General features: G+C 64.0%; 12 protein-coding genes. 10 read left to right on the top strand and 2 right to left on the bottom strand.

Going from position 1 to position 16,910, the window contains the following annotated elements:
• Positions 1 to 254: 254 nt before the first annotated feature.
• From E5222_RS12385 to E5222_RS12365, 6 genes are all read left to right on the top strand, one after another.
• Positions 255 to 6,710 carry a hypothetical protein gene (locus E5222_RS12385; protein WP_136694099.1) on the top strand — a complete coding sequence of 2,152 codons (6,456 nt, stop codon included), beginning with the start codon at positions 255 to 257 and terminating at the stop codon, positions 6,708 to 6,710.
• Between the two features lie 5 nt (positions 6,711 to 6,715).
• Positions 6,716 to 7,975, top strand: a complete 1,260-nt coding sequence (locus tag E5222_RS12380; protein ID WP_136694098.1) for a hypothetical protein — start codon at positions 6,716 to 6,718, stop codon at positions 7,973 to 7,975.
• A 401-nt stretch (positions 7,976 to 8,376) separates the two neighbouring features.
• Positions 8,377 to 8,697 (top strand): helix-turn-helix domain-containing protein, encoded by a 321-nt coding sequence (locus E5222_RS12375; protein ID WP_136694097.1) that lies wholly within the window; start codon positions 8,377 to 8,379, stop codon positions 8,695 to 8,697.
• Positions 8,694 to 8,852: a hypothetical protein gene (locus E5222_RS16675; RefSeq protein ID WP_211196149.1), complete on the top strand. Its 159-nt coding sequence runs from the start codon at positions 8,694 to 8,696 to the stop codon at positions 8,850 to 8,852. Before E5222_RS12375 ends, E5222_RS16675 begins: the two co-directional genes overlap by 4 nt.
• Positions 8,846 to 9,277, top strand: a complete 432-nt coding sequence (locus tag E5222_RS12370; RefSeq protein ID WP_246021755.1) for a mobile mystery protein B — start codon at positions 8,846 to 8,848, stop codon at positions 9,275 to 9,277. The genes E5222_RS16675 and E5222_RS12370 overlap by 7 nt, the downstream gene beginning before the upstream one ends.
• Positions 9,278 to 9,622: 345 nt before the next feature.
• Positions 9,623 to 10,297 carry a response regulator transcription factor gene (locus tag E5222_RS12365; RefSeq protein ID WP_136694096.1) on the top strand — a complete coding sequence of 225 codons (675 nt, stop codon included), beginning with the start codon at positions 9,623 to 9,625 and terminating at the stop codon, positions 10,295 to 10,297.
• 121 nt (positions 10,298 to 10,418) lie between these two features.
• On the opposite strand, the gene E5222_RS12360 is transcribed toward E5222_RS12365, so the two are convergent.
• The gene (locus tag E5222_RS12360) at positions 10,419 to 13,073 is read right to left on the bottom strand and encodes a TonB-dependent receptor domain-containing protein (protein ID WP_136694095.1); all 2,655 of its coding nucleotides are present in this window, start codon (positions 13,071 to 13,073) and stop codon (positions 10,419 to 10,421) included.
• A gap of 123 nt (positions 13,074 to 13,196) precedes the next feature.
• Complete coding sequence (locus tag E5222_RS12355; protein ID WP_136694094.1) at positions 13,197 to 14,771, bottom strand: hypothetical protein; 1,575 nt, start codon at positions 14,769 to 14,771, stop codon at positions 13,197 to 13,199.
• Between the two features lie 313 nt (positions 14,772 to 15,084).
• Between E5222_RS12355 and E5222_RS12350 the strand changes: the two genes are divergently transcribed.
• From E5222_RS12350 to E5222_RS12335, 4 genes are all read left to right on the top strand, one after another.
• Positions 15,085 to 15,459, top strand: coding sequence for a tetratricopeptide repeat protein (locus tag E5222_RS12350; protein ID WP_246021753.1), 375 nt, complete (start codon positions 15,085 to 15,087; stop codon positions 15,457 to 15,459).
• A gap of 192 nt (positions 15,460 to 15,651) precedes the next feature.
• A complete protein-coding gene (locus E5222_RS12345; RefSeq protein WP_425456257.1) occupies positions 15,652 to 16,287 on the top strand; it encodes a lytic transglycosylase domain-containing protein in 636 nt (211 codons plus the stop codon).
• A 2-nt stretch (positions 16,288 to 16,289) separates the two neighbouring features.
• A complete protein-coding gene (locus E5222_RS12340; RefSeq protein WP_136694093.1) occupies positions 16,290 to 16,586 on the top strand; it encodes a TrbC/VirB2 family type IV secretion system protein in 297 nt (98 codons plus the stop codon).
• 7 nt (positions 16,587 to 16,593) lie between these two features.
• Positions 16,594 to 16,878 carry a VirB3 family type IV secretion system protein gene (locus E5222_RS12335; RefSeq protein WP_136694092.1) on the top strand — a complete coding sequence of 95 codons (285 nt, stop codon included), beginning with the start codon at positions 16,594 to 16,596 and terminating at the stop codon, positions 16,876 to 16,878.
• Positions 16,879 to 16,910 lie beyond the last annotated feature (32 nt).

Here is a 16,910-nt window from a genome sequence, read left to right as displayed (position 1 = left end):
CGGCTCATGGGCCGGGTGGTTCTGCTCCTTCCAGCGCATCTGGTCCGGCCAGCCCAACTGGCAATCCTCTCCCGACAGGGCCTGTGAGCCTGCCGGGAGAGGCCACGGCGGAATCCGTTTCTGCCAGTGCAGCCGCAACCGCCAACAGCATCGCCTCTCCTCCCGGTGCAAGCCCGCGCGGATCGCGAGGCGGCGGTGGCGGCGGTGCGAGTACGGCTCCCGGCCGCGCACCTGCAGCACCCGGCGGTCGCGCGATGGCGGCGCCAGCTCGCCGCAGCGCCGCAAGGCGCATTCCCGGTCCCCCACCGGTACCCACGGTCGAACCAAGCTTTGCCGATATCGAGGACCCGATCCGCCCGGCGACCGAGCGCATCCATGAAGTTGCTGGGCGCTTGCTGCCGGATCAGGCCTTGCCACCGGTCGAAGCCAGTCCTCGCGGGCACATGCCCGTCATTCCCGACCGTCCCATCACCCCCGCCGAACGCCGACTGATCCTGCGCGGCGATGCGGGAATGGATGAAGCTGGGTTGTCTAGGGTCGGGGATCCACCGATACCAGGCGATCCCAACGACCCGGGTGCAGAAAGGACCCGCCTGACCAGGCTTCGCGAGCAACTTCTTGCCCCGCCCGCTGCCACTACCGATGGCACCCCGCCGGCACCGCTCGTCCCGCCGCCGATTACCGTCACCACCCGGCCGCTGCCTCCTGCCGATCTGACCGTTGCGGAGCAACAACTGCTTACTTCGGTCCTGGCACGGGTTATCGCCGATCCGGCCGAGACCGCCACGCGGGTGTTGCGCGACGTCAAGAAAGACATGCGCGAATACCCCAACGACACCTTGAACAATACCAATCAGCCGACGCTGGACGGCCTCGGCTCAAGCCTGCGCGACGGCCTGCAAACCCGCCTGGGCGACCGTGTGAGAGCGACTGCCCGGATCATGGGTTCCGCCGGTGCGATGCTCGACAATGCCGTGTCCGCGCGTCGAACCGAACTGGCGGATATCGCCGCAGGGCGCACCCGCGACGCTGCAGCGAGCGCCGCCGATAGCACGTCCGCTGCGGCCAGCACCGCCACCACACGGCTCGGCGATGCCGCGACCGCCCGAACAGCCGGGGCGGATGCAAGGCGGCGGGCGGGGGCTGCCGGGAGACCGCCGCGCCCGGGCTTTCGCCAGATTGCCGAGGCGGCCGTACAACGGATCCAGGCCAAGGTTTCCGAAGCCATCGCCGGCTTCCAGTTTCAGGAACGCGAGCGCCGGCGCGAACTCGATACAGCGCTAGCCCGGCTGACCTCTGCCTATGAACTGGCAGCGACGGCCGATGAGATCGTAGCGCAGCGGGAAAACAACCTGGCGCCGGGCCAGACCCCACCCACGGACGTCACACAGCTGCTCGCGGCAAGGCGCCGCCTGAGCGACGCGATTAACCGGGCGCGCGAATGGAAGGAGGGCCGGGTGCGCGCCGCGACTGCTCAGGTTCGCCAGATGAAAGCCGATGTGACCGCAACAATTGCGGCCAATATCCGCGATGTCGAGACCGAAGGGGCCACCGCCTTTCGCGCCCTGCGCGATTGGGGCGCAACGCAGGAGGGTGCAAGCGAGCAGTGGTGGACCGATACAGTTACGGACCTCAATCGGTGGGCCGACAATGCCCACGAAACCGCGACGACCTGGGCCGATACAGAGGCCCGTCTCGCCCGGCTCGAGCTCCAGGCGGAATTGCGCCGGATTCGCGACCAGGTCGAAGCGCAAATCAATGCCGACGCCGATCAGGCGGCTGGATACGCGCGGATGAGCGAAGGTCAGAAACGCGATTTCATAGCCGGGATAGCAAGTGGATCGCGCGGCGGAGAGGCGCTTGGCGGGATCGCCGACTCGATCATTTTCCGTCAGATCGAACTCGAAAAACCGCTCATCGAGACGACTGTCCAGAGCGAACTGGACGCTCTGCCGAATTCCGCATGGGAAGCCGTGGAGTTCGCGGCAAAGGCCAAGAATTCGGGTTTCAGTGCCAGCGAGCGGGCCAACGCGATCTACGCCGCCGGCGAAGACAAGATCGGAACCGACGAAGCGACGATCTACCGCCAGTTGGAAGGACTGCGACCGATCGAACTTGCGGCGGTAACCAAGTGCTACAACGACCGTCATGGCAACAATGCGCTCTATCGCCATCTCGATAGCGAATTGTCGGGCGACGAATGGCGTCGCGCGCAAGATCTTATGCGCGGCGACGCGGGGGCAGCCGCGGCTGAAGCCATCCACGATGCAGTGTGGGGACCGGGCACCAACGAAGCGCAGATCATGGACGCGCTGCGGGCGCTCAACAACCTGCCAGAAGATCAGCGCGCCGCGGCACGCGCGCGCGCCAATGCCATCTACCTCGAGCGCTATGGTGAAACGCTCGACAGCGTGCTCAGCGGCGACCTTTCCGGCTCGGAATTGGGACAGGCGCGCGCACTCGCCGAAGGGCGCATGGACGACGCCAATGCCTATGAAATGGACTATGCGCTGCGCGGCGGCTGGGGGCGGGATGCCGGGGCTGCGGCCGCAGTCTACGAGCGAATCCGCACAGAAGCCATTGCCGAGGCCCGCGCCAACAACTGGACCGCCGCCGAATTCGATGCGGCGGTCGCTGCCCGCAATGCTGCCATGGACGCGAGCTTCGGTCGACATTTTGCGAACGTCCCCAACTACAATTGGGGATCCGGCAGCACGCTGGAAAATGCAGTTGGCTACACCTTCGCCTTCGATCGCGGCAACCGCGACATGCTCAACGCCTTTGCCAACAACGATCCCGAAGGGATCGATGCCGGGCGGATGGAGGCCGAGCGACGCGGGGTCTATGCCGACGACGAGGTCATGGGCGGGGTTGTCCGGGCGCAATACACCCGCGCACTCGACCGCGCTCAGCTCGACCGCGGTCCGGAACTGCGAGCCGGCGTAGACGCCTGCCTGATGCGCGAATTCGGCGGTCCGGCCGAGCGGGCGCGGCGCCATATCTCCGAAGAGACGGTTGAAAATCGCCGGATGGAGCTGCAGCGCGAGATGGATGCCACGCTGGCCGACGATGCCTTTGATCGTTCGCGCGCTTCGGTGGCTCGGCTCGATAGCCGTTTGCAGGACCGCTACGGCATCACGCTCGATACCATGCTGTCGAGCACCATGTCGGACAATACGTTCGGGCGGGGCGGGGCGCTGAGCGACGCGCGCGGGCGCCTGGCCATCATGCGCCGCGATGCCAACGATCCGGCGGCCCGGCGCGAGCGACGGTTGGACTGGGCCTACGCCCGCGTGCGTTTCGGCATCGAAGGCGTCGGTACGGACATGGGTGAACTGCGCGGCGGTATGGAAGGCCTCACCCGCGAAGACATGCGTGAGCTCAACCGGCGCTGGCAAAGGGACCATCCAGGGGAAACCCTGCGCGAAGCGATCCAGGGAGACACCAGCGGGCGGGAGGAAGACGACCTCGTCGATCTCTACGATCGCGGCGCCCCGGCAACCGTTGCCGAACGCGTCGACGAGTTACGCCGGCGCTTGCGGCGCGACGAAGCAGGGGTCGGCGCTTGGGGCGCATCCGCTTCGCGCGCCGAATCCGCGGAATCGCACCGGTCGCTGGAACGGCTCGAGGCGCTGCACGCCCGCATGCGCGACCCCAACCTTCCACCGCGCCAACGCGAGGGGCTGGTCGATGTGTTCAACCAGCGGGTCGACAATGCCCGCTTCGCGATCGAGGCTCAGCGCACCCGGGTCGATAGCTTTGCCGATACGATTACCACGATCCTGCAGTACGTGGTTGGTGCGATCGCGATCGTGGCCGGGGCCATCGTCTCAGTCGTCTCCGGTGGAACGGCTCTGCCCGCAGTTATCGCCATCCTGGGATCTGTGCTGGGCACGATTTCCGGCATGGCAGCCAAAGCAGCGATCAAGGGCAGCGCATATGGAGCCGAGGAGATCGGAACCGACATTGCCGTTGGGGTGGTCGATCTGGCCGTCACCATGGCGACGCTGGGTCTCTTCAAGGGAGGTATTGGCAGGTTCACCACCAACGCTTCGACCATGATGCGAAGCGCGGGTCTCCAGATGAAGGAAGTAGCCCGTATGGGTCTGCGCAACGGACTGCGCACAGCTGCCCGTCAAGCCACCACCAGTGCGGCCGAACAGGCGGTGGCAGCAGGCTTGCGGGGCTCGGCGGCACGCCGGTTTGCCGGCAGGGCGGCGGAATTTGGACGCAACTTTGCCGTTGAACAGCTGCGCGACGTGGGCCGCGCGATCCCGACAGTGGTTACCGCGAACCTGCTCAACGAGCAGAACTGGCGCCATGGCAACTTCGCCGCCAACATGGCTCGTGGGGTGTGGGAGGGGAGCCTCGAGAACCTGAAGAACGGGGTGATCATGGGCGGGGCCGGTGCAGTGGTCCACGCCGGGGTCAGTCGCTTTGCGGTGCCGCCTCACCTGACTCCAGTGGAAGCACGCGCGCGCGAATTTCGCATGTGGCAGGATGAGAACCCGGGCGGCTCGCGTGCCGAATTCACCGCAGAGATCGAAGCCCGACAGACCGCCGAAAGCGCCCGTGCTGATGCCATGCTGGCAGCAACCCGCGAAGCTCGACGATCGCTCCTGTCCGACATTCCGCCACGTGAGCGTGGCGCGATCTCCGATGTCCCGATCCTGCATGTCGATGCCGCTCAGTTCCGTACCCTCAACGGCGGCAACATCGGCGATGCAATGGTCTATGTGCGCGACGGACAGGCGGTGATTGTCGTGCGCGAAGGCGCTCCGCCTTCATCCCTGCGCGGGCTGGCAAGCCAGGTTCGCGAGGTGGTCGCGCCGGGCACGGCAGGGCGCACCGTCAACCCGGCGGATTCGCTGCCGCCGCGCCTGCGCAATCGGGTGCCGGTCGAAGTAGTGAACGATCCCGGGTTCGGGCTGGACGAAGTTCGCGCAGTGCCGCACCGCGATGCCGACGGCAACATCATAGGCGTGGCCCTGCAGGTGGGGCCCAACGCGCGTGCGGCCGATATCCAGAACCACATCGCCACGGTCGACGCGATGCGGCGCTACGCGGGCGTTGCGGGCCAGGCGCGGATGCTGCTGGGTGATATGGCGCGGGCGGCTGGCATTGACGTCCTCAACCCGCGCGAGCGCGGCAGGTGGGAAGCATCGCTCGAAGTCGCAAAACTGCCGCGGATCATAGAAGAACGGATGCTGCGCCTTTCGGAAAGCGGGCTGGACCCTCGGCGCCGGGCGCTGGTCGAACAGGAAATCGTCGCATTGCAGAGCCAGTTGGCCCGCGAGCGTGCGCGCTTGGCGCTGGGTGTCGATGCCGCCGAGCGAGGCTACATCGCTGCCGAATCCGGCGGCCGAAAGGCACCTCGGCGCAGTGAAACGTCGGCAGAACGGGCAGCGCGCGCAGCCGAGGAATCGAATGCTGCCCGGCAACGCGCAGAAGCGATCGCGGCAGCTCGTGAGGTGCGCGACCAGTTGAGCAAGGCCACCGACGTCGAAACAGAGCTGCGGCGCGCGGTCAATGCGCTCGACGCGCCCTACGAAAACCTCGAGCGCCTGGTGGATTTTCACGTATCGCGCACGGGGCCCACCAGGCTCTTCCCTCGCGACATAGAGGTCTTGCGCCAGGCGGACCAGCTTATAGCCAATGATCGCCGTGCCGACGCCATCCGACTGATAGAGGAACATTTCGGCGAACGCATGCGCAGCCTGCCGCCCGGGCAGAGCGACGTCGCGGCAGGTGCCTTGCTCAAGGCCGCCGAAGCGGCAGCTCGTATGGAGACGGTGCGGCAGGAACAGATGCCCGAACTCGCGCGTCGCTTGCACGAGGCGTCCGAACGAAGGGCAGCGCTGGAGGCGCAATGGCGCTCGTCCCGGGTGTTCGACCCGAGCAACCCGGCAAACCTGGGCGATCCGGTGCGGATGCCCTGCCTTGCTGCCGAAACCCTTGTGCAGACAGACGTCGGTCTCCGAACCCTTGAATCCCTGCAATGTGGCGAGCGCGTTGCGGCGCGCGATGGCCGGTTCCGCCCGGTCGACGAAGTTCTGGAAGGAGTGGCGATCCACCAGGTGGTGATTCAAGTCGAAGGTGGAGAAGAGATCCTTGCTACCCGCAACCACCGGTTCCGGACGGCGGACCGAAAGCCTTCCTGGCGACCCGCCCGCATGCTTTATCCCGGTCTCCTGCTGCAGACCATGCGCGGGACAGCACAGGTCAAGGCTGTGACAGTATTCCAGTCGAGATTTCGCACCCGCAATCTGATCGTTGGCCGCGACCATGTCTTTCATGTCGGCAAGGTCGGAGTCCTGGTTCACAACGGACCGGGCGACAGCTCGGGCTGGACCGTGACCGCAAGGCGCATGTCGCGGATCTACATCGTCTATGCCAAGGACAATCCCAACGTAATCCTGTATGTCGGCAAGACTGTGCGTCCCTCAGTCGCCAACCGCTTCGATGAACACCTGCGGTCCGAGTCGAAACAGCTTGAAGACGTGAACTGGACTGACGCGACACACGAAATCAAGGAAGTGGCAAGCGGGATGTGGAGCCCATACGAGACGGCGATCTGGGAAGAGCACTTCATCCGTCAGCACGGGGGGCTGTCGAAAGAGCATCCGGAGTCAAGCCTGATCAACGACGTGCACGCCATCAAGGACGAGAACATCACGGCCTACGCTGCACTGCACGATCCCTGCCGGTAGCCGCGATGGGCTGGTGGCGGAAAAACGGGCTGGCGCTGGGAGACGATCCCGCCGATGCCGTAGGCGATTGCCTCGACCGGATTCTTCAACGGCAGCCGACAATACTCTCGGAATTGTTGGGCGCAATCGATGCAGCACTACGCCGAAACCCTGGCGAGTTCGTCAGCGACCCGCTGCCGCGCCTTGGCAGTCTGGTGGCAATTGCGGACAGTCGCGCAGATCCTGTATCCGCTCAGCCTGCGCCGGAATGGATGATCGACGAGTGTCACTCAGCGCTCGAAACCATCGCCATGCATTACCGGGACAGCGGGCATGATCGTGTGCCGACGCTTGCCGAATTGCTCGAAACGTTTGCCTTTGTCCTGCGCCCGCTCGTCCCCGTAGCGGTGCTGGCCGAACCCGGCTTCGCCCTGGCGAAACTGGAATATGGCGATGGCGCAACCGAGGTCCGGATCGCCGGGGTCGGGTGGCGCGGCCTGGAAGCGGTGCTGGAGCAATGGCAATTGCGCCGCGACCCCGATGCAGTGCCGCAGGGCGCGGATCCGCCAGCCTTCGCCAGCTGGACCCGCCAGCCCGACCTGGGCCTTGAAGTCGACTGGCACGCCCCGCCAGCAGAGCCACCGTGGATCGAGGTTCGCGGTGCGGCAGCCGGCCAGATCGCTGCCGCGATCGCCGAACATCTGGGCGGGCGCATCCTGCCAACGGGGGAAGCGGCGCTGGCCGAACTGCTGACTATCCCCACTGCCCGCAAGGGACCGGTTTCGCCGCGCAACGCCGAAGACCGGTGGAGCCTGGTCGCCGCGATGGCGGCGACACCGGAAGCGCCCGAGCCCACACTTGCCCGCCCGTTGGTCGCCGCGGGCCTGGTGGATAGCGATTGGCGCGTGCGGATGGTGGCCGCCTGGGCGGTGGGGCGGTGGCGCTATGGCGAGCTGGCCGATGCCGCGCAGTCAGCCGCACTGCCTCCACCGGACTTTGGCGGGCTGAACGGCGAAGACCGCCACACTCTGCTCGCCCTGCGCGACTGTGCGGCGGCCCGGGCACGCGGAGCGGGCGTGCCGCACGGCGCGGACCCGGCCAAGCAGGCCTTTCTCGACCGGATCACGGCGCTGCTGGACGGCCTGCCCCATACTCCCGCATCGCGCAGCGAGGCGCTGCTGATCGCGCTGCTGCGCCGCCCCGGCATTCCGCCCGACAAGGTGCCGCGCGCCTGGCAGGCATGGTACGCTCCGCCGCCGCCCGAACAGCCTCCGACGGAGACCTAGCCCGCGCTCTAAATACATTGGCGGAGCAGGAGGTGACAAGTTGGGCAAGTCAAGCACTTGTTCTCAAGCAGGAATGTCGCTCTCGCTAGGCAGCTGCTCCCCCCAATTCTCCCACAGGAGCAGCGCATTGGCGCGACCAAGTCCGACTGTTTGACTATGGGGCAGGCATGTGCCTTCCTCATAGTTCGATATAGGGAGTTCTAGAAGTCGAAGGACACGTCGACGCTCACCTGCCTGCCCTTGCTTACCTAAGAGTTCAGCTGAAAGCGAACGATCGCAGTCTCGTGGAACGAAAGGCAAGTTCCGGCACCATCCCGACAAGATCGGAATGACCGCTATTGGGGCGCAAAGCTGCCTAATCGCTTGCGGCCTGCGCGGTCGGATTGATGCCAGTCGGCCGAATGGTCGGGCGTACCCGCGCCAATATCTCGGCTGCCGAACGCTCTGAACAAAATGACCGCATCACACTCCAAACGATGCACAAGCTGGCCGAGGCGATGGGGTGTAAGTTCGTCTACGCCATTGTTCCGCAACAAGGCAGCATTGAAGACGTACTCCAACGGCGGGCACGAGAGAAAGCTCATAAGATTGTCTCGCGCGCCAGCACGCACATGGCACTGGAAAAGCAAAGCCTGACGCTCGACCAGATCGAAGACCAGATTGAAAGAATGGCGCTGGAACTGCTGCGCGATCCACCTTCCGACTTCTGGGAAAATAAATGACCGGCATTAGCGAAGAGCCCGATGGTGCAACGCCGCCCGATCCCGATGAACTCGAAGGGTTGAAATTCAGGCACATCACCACGCGAGGTGAAAGCAGGTCAATGTCGAGAGCGGCCTGCAAAGGCTGCAACGCCGCCGAAAACGGGACGTGCTAAGCGAGGAATTCGTACGCGAACTCCACCGTCGGCTATTCGGCGAGGTGTGGGAATGGGCGGGAACCTTTCGCCTCACCGAAAAGAATATCGGTGTCGATCCGATTCAGGTCGGGGTGCGACTGCGCGCCTTGCTGGATGACGCCCGCTACTGGGCCGAGCATGGGGCCTATCCACCGTTAGAGGCCGCGGCGCGATTTCATCACCGGCTGGTTCAGATTCATTGCTTCGCCAATGGCAATGGCCACCACGCGCGTATTATGGCTGACGAATATCTGCGCGATCATTTCGGCCACCCACTGATTGACTGGGCGGCAGGCAATGACCTGAGCATGGTAACGAAAGACGCGACGCCTACATCGCCGCGCTGCGCAGATGGACACGACCATGGCCCGATCCTCAAGTTTGTAGGGACCGCTGGAGGATAGCCAAGCGCAGCGGCCGATCAGAAGGCCATGAACTCGGCATTCAATCGCGCGCCCTGCCCCTCAATTGAGAGATTTGGTCGAACTGACCGGTAGATAGGCTACCTTTCTGTGTATCCAGGGATCGAACTTGTGGGACTGCATGGAAACATAGGTGGAATTATAATTATTTAATATCAAATATATAAGTTCACAGTTCCGAATCCCTCCGTCTCCGCCACTTTGCCGCGGCTGACATCTCCCCTTCGGAAGAGTTCGTCCAAGCACGGTAATCCGTGCCGCATTTCGTCATATACGAGTCACATCGCGATGGCACCTGACGCTGACACCGGCAGGGGAATGCATGCGATGAACCGCGTAAGTATCGTCACCACCAATGCAGATGCGGCGCGATACGCCCCCTTTTCCAATGGCGACAGCGAATTCACTTTTGGCCTGCTCACCTCCGAAGGTCCGCAAAAGCTGATCGAGGGCAGCGTGTGGGCGTTCGTCGATTGGGTGATGGACGATCTTTCCGGCCTGGAAATGTGCCGCCGCCTGCGGGCCGATCCGCGGCTGAGCGATGCACATGTGACCATCGTGCTGGAGGCAGACGATGCGGAGGACCGCCGCCGCGCCTTGAAGGCGGGTGCCGACGATTACGCGGTGGGGCCGCTCGACCGGCAGGCCATGCTCGACAGGGTGCTGGCGCTGCAATGCAATGGGCGCAGGCCCGCTGGCGTGCAGACCGTCGATATTGGCGAATTGCAGATCAATGTCGCGGGTGAGCAGGCGCGCTGGAAAGGCGCCCTCATACCCCTGAGGCCCAACGAGTTCCGCGTACTGCGCTTCATGGCCGAGAACGCCAATCGCATCCTCTCCCGCCAGGAACTTGTCGATGCGCTGGGCAAGGCCGGCGATCCCGAATACCTTCGCACCGTCGATGTGTGGATCAAGCGCCTGCGCTTCGGCATGCGTGAAGCGGGCGCGGGAAGCCTGCTGCGCACGGTGCACGGCAAGGGCTACGTGCTCGACCTGCCCTGAGCAGGCACCTGCTCACACTCACTGACAGCCACACAAAAAAGGACCCCGTCCCGCGAGGGACGAGGTCCATTCCAGTTTTGTCCCGCCGGCCTTGGGGAGGCCGCAGCCGACGGCGCAGGTATCAGAAAGTGAAGGAGATCGAAGCCGACAGCTCGGTCCCCACGTCATAGGTGTTTATCTCGGCCCGATCGGTGCCGTTGGTCTGGAATTCCTCGTTCGGACGGCCGAAGATGTTGCGCGCTTCGAACTGCAATTCGCTTTCCACCCCGAACAGGTCGATGCCCTGGCGGAAGACCAGGTCGACCTTCAGGCCCGGATCCTCGACGATATCGGGCAGGCCGGACGTACCACGGCTGGTCACGCGCTCGCTGGCATAGTTCAGCATCACGGTGAACTGCTGCAGCTGGTCGATATCCTCCAGGCTCATCTGGAAATTGACCAGGTGGTCCGACTGACCGGTAAGCGGCCTGCCATCCGCGAAGAGGTTCGTCGCCGCAGTCTCACCATTCGGGAACAAACGGGCGACATCGCCATCCTGCACGCTGATGTCCGACTGGGTATAGGTATAGTTGGCGAAGACCAGCAGTTCCTTGCTTTCAAAGAAGCCGCCCAGGTTGAACAGATCGAACGTATATTGCGCATCGGCTTCCACACCCCACAGCTTGGCACTGGGAGCATTGGCGAAGCTGGTGATCTGCTCGTTGTCGGAGAAGCTCGAGAAAGCCTCGATCGGGCTGTCGATGTCCTTGTAGAAGCCGGCCACCGCGATGCGGTCCGTGCCACCGAAGTAATATTCGGCGCGCACTTCATAGTTGGTCAGTTCGCTGTCGGTCAGCAACGGGTTACCCACGAACTGGCGGTTGGTTTCCGGATCGTAATAGGACTGGAAGATCAGCTCGCGGAACTGCGGGCGGGCGATCGTGCGGCTGGCGCTGGCGCGCAGCTGCAGCTGCTCCATAGGCTCGATGGTGACCGTCGCCCCCGGCAGCCAGTAGTCATTGGCGAGCGAGGTGGCGCTGCCCGAATTGGTAGGCGTGTTGAACACTTCCACCGGGTCAACGCTCTGCGTCGCATCCTCATAGCGCACGCCAAGGTCGATATTGACCATGTCGTGCGGCTGCAGGTTCACCTTGCCGTAGCCGGCATGGATCTCCAGCGCAGCCTGGAAGGCCGGGTCCGACTGGGTGGATTCGATCAGGCCGATATTGAAGTAATCGATGATCGCGTCGCCCAGCAGCAGGTCCGGCCGCAGCAGGCCCACCGCATCGGGAAAATCGGACGGTGCGTTGAACAGGAATTCGCGCCGCTCCGAATAACGATCAGTGTCGCTATAGGCATAGCCGACGGTCAGGTTCGCCCAGTCGAGCACCGGGTAGCTGAGGTCGATACCGCCGTACCACAGCTCCTCCTTCAGCTCCGAGAAGACCACCCTGGCATCGCCGGTCTGGCGATCGAGCACGTTGATGAAATAATCAGACAACGGCCCCTGCGCGTTGTCGCGCACATAGGTGAAGGTGTATTCGTACGGCGCCTCGCGCTGCGTCTGCGCATAGCCGCCGCGCAGGTCCACACCAAGCTTGCCGAATTCCATTTCCGCCACCAGCTGGCTGTCGATCAGCTGGCGTTCGTACCAGGCGGTCTGCTGCTGCTGGATGCTGTCGTCGTCCTGGAAATCCTCACCCTGGCTGAGGCGCGCCTGCTTTACCGTGTCGCGGATGAAGAGGTTGGTGAAGCGGAAGACGTGGTCACCCGCTTCCAGGCCAAAGCCGAGCATGGCGTTGGTGAGGAGGCGGTTGTCGGTGACGAAATCGTTGAAATCCTGGTCCAGCGTGAAATCCGCCAGCACCGCTTGCGAGGTGATGTCGCGCGTGCGCCACTTATTGCTGATCGAAGCCGTGGCGACCACGCCAAGGCGGCCATCATCGAAGATGTCGGTCGCGGTGCCGGCGGTGATGCTGGCGGACCAGTTGGCCGGGACGTCGCCCAGTTTCTGCAACAGGATCAGGTTCGGATTGCCGAGGTCGCGGGCAATAGCCTGCTGGTCGACTTCGAGGTCGGTCATGCGGTTGCCGCTATCGAAATAGGCCTGGACTGCCGGGGCGAGGTCGCGCGTGCCGTCATCGAAGCCGAACCAGTCGAAGTCCGAACCGTAATAACTGAGGCCATTGTGGAAAGTCGTCTCGGTATCACCCGAGACGCTGCCGCCGACCTTGAGGAAGCTCTCATCGGGAATGGCGCGGGTGGTCAGGTTGATCACGCCACCGCCGAATTCGCCGGGAAAGTTCGCCGAATAGGTCTTCTGCACCAGCGAGCTGGCGACGACATTGGTCGGGAAGATATCCAGCGGCACCACACGGCTCAGCGGCTGCGGCGAAGGCAGCGGCAAGCCGTTCAGCAGTGCCAGCGAGTAGCGGTCGCCCAGGCCGCGGACATAGACGAAGCCCTGTCCCTGGACCGAAAGGCCGGTGACGCGGCCCAAGGCGCCGGCAATGTCGCCTTCGCCAGTACGCGCAATCTGTTCGGTGGAAAGCACGCTCACCACCTGGGTGGAGGCACGCACCGGATCGCGATTGATCCGGCCGGTGACAATGATCGTGTCGCCGCCGGGCACCGAGATATCCGGCTCCTCGAATTCGTCCTCGGGTTGATCTGCGCCATCATCCATTGCTTCCGCCGGATCGGCGGGCGCATCGGAATCTTGAGCAAGAACCGCGCCCGGAAAGGTGAGCGCGGTGGTGAGCAGAAGCAGCGCTACAAGCTGCTTGCCAGTGTTCATGGTGTCAGATTCCCTCATGACTTGGTTCCGCAGGATTGGGCGGGGCCAAGCTCCCGCACATATTAGAAGGCAGGGAGGGGCGCCGGGCCTTCTGGCCATGCGCCCCTCCCCGCTCACAGGCCCTTAGTTAAAGACCGGGATGGCGCCACAACTGCCGGTATTGTTGGTGAAGGTTATGGCCGCGGAATCGCAGGTCCAACCCTGGGTCCAGTCATCGCTCGCGGTAACCGCACCGATAAAGGTGGAAGCCTCGAAGAAGCCGCCCGGCAAGGTGGTCACGTCGAAGAGCGGGATGAAGTCGTCTTCGTTCGGACCGTTGAGGTAGCCAGAAGCGATCGTGCTGGTGAAAGCCTTGTCGTTGCCGACGCCCAGGTCGAACAGAGCCTCTGCTTCGGCGGCGGTCGGACCGCCATCGCTGCCGTCGCGGAAGTTGGTGGCGCAGTCGAGCGCGACCGAGTTGAAGACCGGCGGGCCGTTCTCGTCGGTCGGGGCGTCAGCCGGTTCGGCGGTTTCGGCCTGGTCGATGCGGATGCACGGCGTGGCAGCGCTGCCCTGATCGATGATGACCGAGTTGTAGATGCCATAGTCGGCAGCACCGCGGATGCGGACGACCTGATCATCGACCTTGCGCTGGATGAGCGTGGCGTTGACCAACTGCGTGTCCTGGCGCGGCAGGTCATCATACAGGCCGTTGTTGGAGTCGGCCTCGATGATAGCGTCGCCGATGTCCTGGCGCTGGGCGACCAGCACATACTGCATGTTCAGCTTCACACCGGTGTCGCTGTCGAGCGAGTCGTCCTCGGCGCCGGCGACGATAATGTTCTTGGCGTTCACAACGCCGCCGAAGAACTCGATGCCGTCATCCGAAGAATTGACCGACTGGATGAAACTGATGTCGGTTCCCGAGCCAATGCCACCGGTGGTCAGCGACTGCAGTTCGTCGTCGCCCGAAAGGACAAAGCCGGAATAGCGGATCTGCATGTAGCTGACCGAGCCTGAGCTATCGTCCTCAAGCTCACCGCCAAAGTAGGTGTCCGGCGTCGCGCCTTCGACGCGTCGATAGCAGTCGTTCGTCCCCGGCGCTGCAGCGGGCAGGAAGCAATCGGTGACCGGCGCACGGCCTGACAGGACCAGGCCGCCCCACTGGCCGGAGGAGTTGGCGTTGTTGAGGCCCAGCACGTTGTCGCGGCTGGTCATGATGATCGGCATGTCCTCGGTGCCGTTGGCATTGATCGAGTTGCCGCGCGTCACGTTCAGGAAGGCCGCGCCGCTGGCATAGATGATCACGCCGGGCTCGATGGTCAGCTCGACATCCGTATCCGCGCTGGTGGGAACCGCACCGCCATCGGTGCCGACGTCGACGCGGCCGGGCAGGCGGTAAAGCAGGCCGGGAACGCGGGGCAGCGTGGAGGAAACGTTGATCACGTCGGGCAGCGCGCAAACGCGCCATTCGCCCTCGGGACCGGTGATCGTGTCTTCATCGGTCAGGCCCTGCGGGTCGGCGATGGTGGGGCAACCCGTGGCCGGCGTCACCAGCGTGCCGCCGGTGGAAGTCGGCGTCGGGGTGGGAGCCGGCGCGGCGGGGTTGTTGATGGTCACATTGCCACCGGTGCCGGGCGAAGCGATTTCCTCGGGGCCGCAGGCGGAAAGCGCCAGAATCGAGCAACCAAGGACAAGAGAACGGGAAAGGTGTGTCACAGCGTGCGGTCCCCTCAAAAAACCGAGAATCGAAAAGAATGCGAAGTCATGTCGCGACTCGCCAGCTAGGGACCGGGTGTGACAGTTTGCGGACTGTGTGACGGTGATTTGTCACAATCCACAGCCTTCCTCTCCCGAGGGGGTGTGACCCCTGCGGGACAAAATTGAGTCAACCGGAAAAATTGCTGGAAGAACCCGCAGCGCAGCTCGGGAAGGGGCAATATTGCGCTTTTGTGACATTATGACGGTTTTGTTGCGAAATCGTCTTGTTCGGCGCATCTACGGGGCCAAGAAACAAACAAGGAGAGATGCCATGATGGCCAATCTGGTGATGGGAGCCCTGCTGTTCGCGCAGGCCGGTTCGGTGGCGATCATCGGTGCACCCGAAGGTACCGAGACGACCGAAGTCGCTTACGAGACGCTGGCGGCTGGCCAGGCACGAGAAGCGATTGCCAACCTCGAAGCGCTGCGCGCCGAAAACCCCGGTGACCCTGCCCTGCTGATCAATCTCGGCAGCGCCTATGCCGAGCTGGGCGATACCGAGCGCGCCGCTGCGCTCTATCGCGAAGCTGCGGAAAGCGACATTCGCTACCAGCTCGAACTGGCAGATGGGAGCTGGGTCGATTCGCGCCGCGCCGCGCGCACCGCCCTGCGCCAGCTGGAAGGCAATGCGCTGGCAATGAACTAACTGCGGCCCGGTTCCAGCGCCCCCTATATTATAAAGTCGCACAAAGTCCCTTTGGCCCCAATTACCTCCGGGCCGCATTCGGGGATCGCAAGAAGGGCCCGGCGGATTGCTGCCGGGCCTTTTTGCTGCTCCACTGTCACGCGCGTGTCATTTGTTGTACGCAAATGCACGGGATTGGAGGCTCCGACCTAAGTGATTCTGCAACGCGCCCTCATTGCCGTGCTCCTTGCCGCACCCGTGCTGCTGGCCGTTCCCGCGCATGCCGATGTGTTGGAAGTGGGCAATGGCGGCGAAGCGCGCTGGGTGTCCGGACCCGGCGTCGCTGCCGAGGCCGCCGCTGCGGTGATGGCCGCGGAACTGGTCGAAGTCCCCGAACACATGCAGGCCCTGCCCGATGCGGCGGTGGCCGATCCCGCGCGCCATACAGGCGGCATCCCCGAACGCTATGCCCCGCTGGTGGCGCAGCTTTCCGCCCGTTATGACCTCAGCCCCGCATTGATCGAGGCGGTGGTCTGGCAGGAGAGCCGCTGGCGCGAAAACGCCGTTTCGCCCGCAGGGGCGCGAGGCCTCGCCCAGCTGATGCCGGGCACCGCGCGCGACCTGGGCGTGAACCCTGACGATCCCGCCGCCAATCTCGAAGGCGGCGCCCGTTACCTGCGCGAACAGCTCGACCGTTTCGACGGCGACCTCGAACGCGCGCTTGCAGCCTACAATGCCGGACCCGGCCGCGTTCAGCGCGCGGGCGGCATCCCGCGCATTCGCGAAACACAGAACTATGTCGGCTCCATCATGGGCCGGCTATCGAACCATTCCCGGAGTACCCAATAACAATGTCGCTTACTGCCCGCCTGCTGGCGCTCGTCGCGCTGTTCCTTCCCGCCACCGCCCATGCGCAGAGCACTGCCGGATCCGGCCCGATCGAGGCTGCCGTCTTCTGGATGCAGGGCACGCTGCTGGGCAATATCGCCACTGCGGTTGCCGTGATGGCCGTGGCCGCAGTCGGCTTCATGATGCTGACGGGGCGGATGAACTGGCGCTTCGGCGCGACCGTGATCATCGGCTGCTTCATCATCTTCGGCGCTGCCACCATCGTGGCCGGCATCCAGAGCGCAGCAGCGGTGGGCTGAGGGAAACGTGACGCAGCTGACCCGCCATCCCGTCCACCGTGCGCTGACCCGCCCGCAGATGTTCGCCGGGGTGACATATAACTATTTCATCATCAACATGCTGGTGACGACCGAGGCCTTCCTGATCCTGAAGAGCCTGTGGATCATCCCGGTGCCGCTGGTGATGCATGCGATCGGCTATTTCGCTTGTCTGCGAGAACCGCGGATTTTCGACCTCTGGATCACCAAGGTCAGCAAGTGCCCGCGCGTGAAGAACTACAAGCGCTGGGGCTGTAACAGCTACACCGGCTGACAGCGGGCGCGAACCGGAACCGCCGCGTATAC

It is taken from the genome of Alteraurantiacibacter aquimixticola (assembly GCF_004965515.1).
GTDB lineage: Bacteria > Pseudomonadota > Alphaproteobacteria > Sphingomonadales > Sphingomonadaceae > Alteraurantiacibacter > Alteraurantiacibacter aquimixticola.
This window is presented reverse-complemented; position numbering and strand designations above follow the sequence as displayed.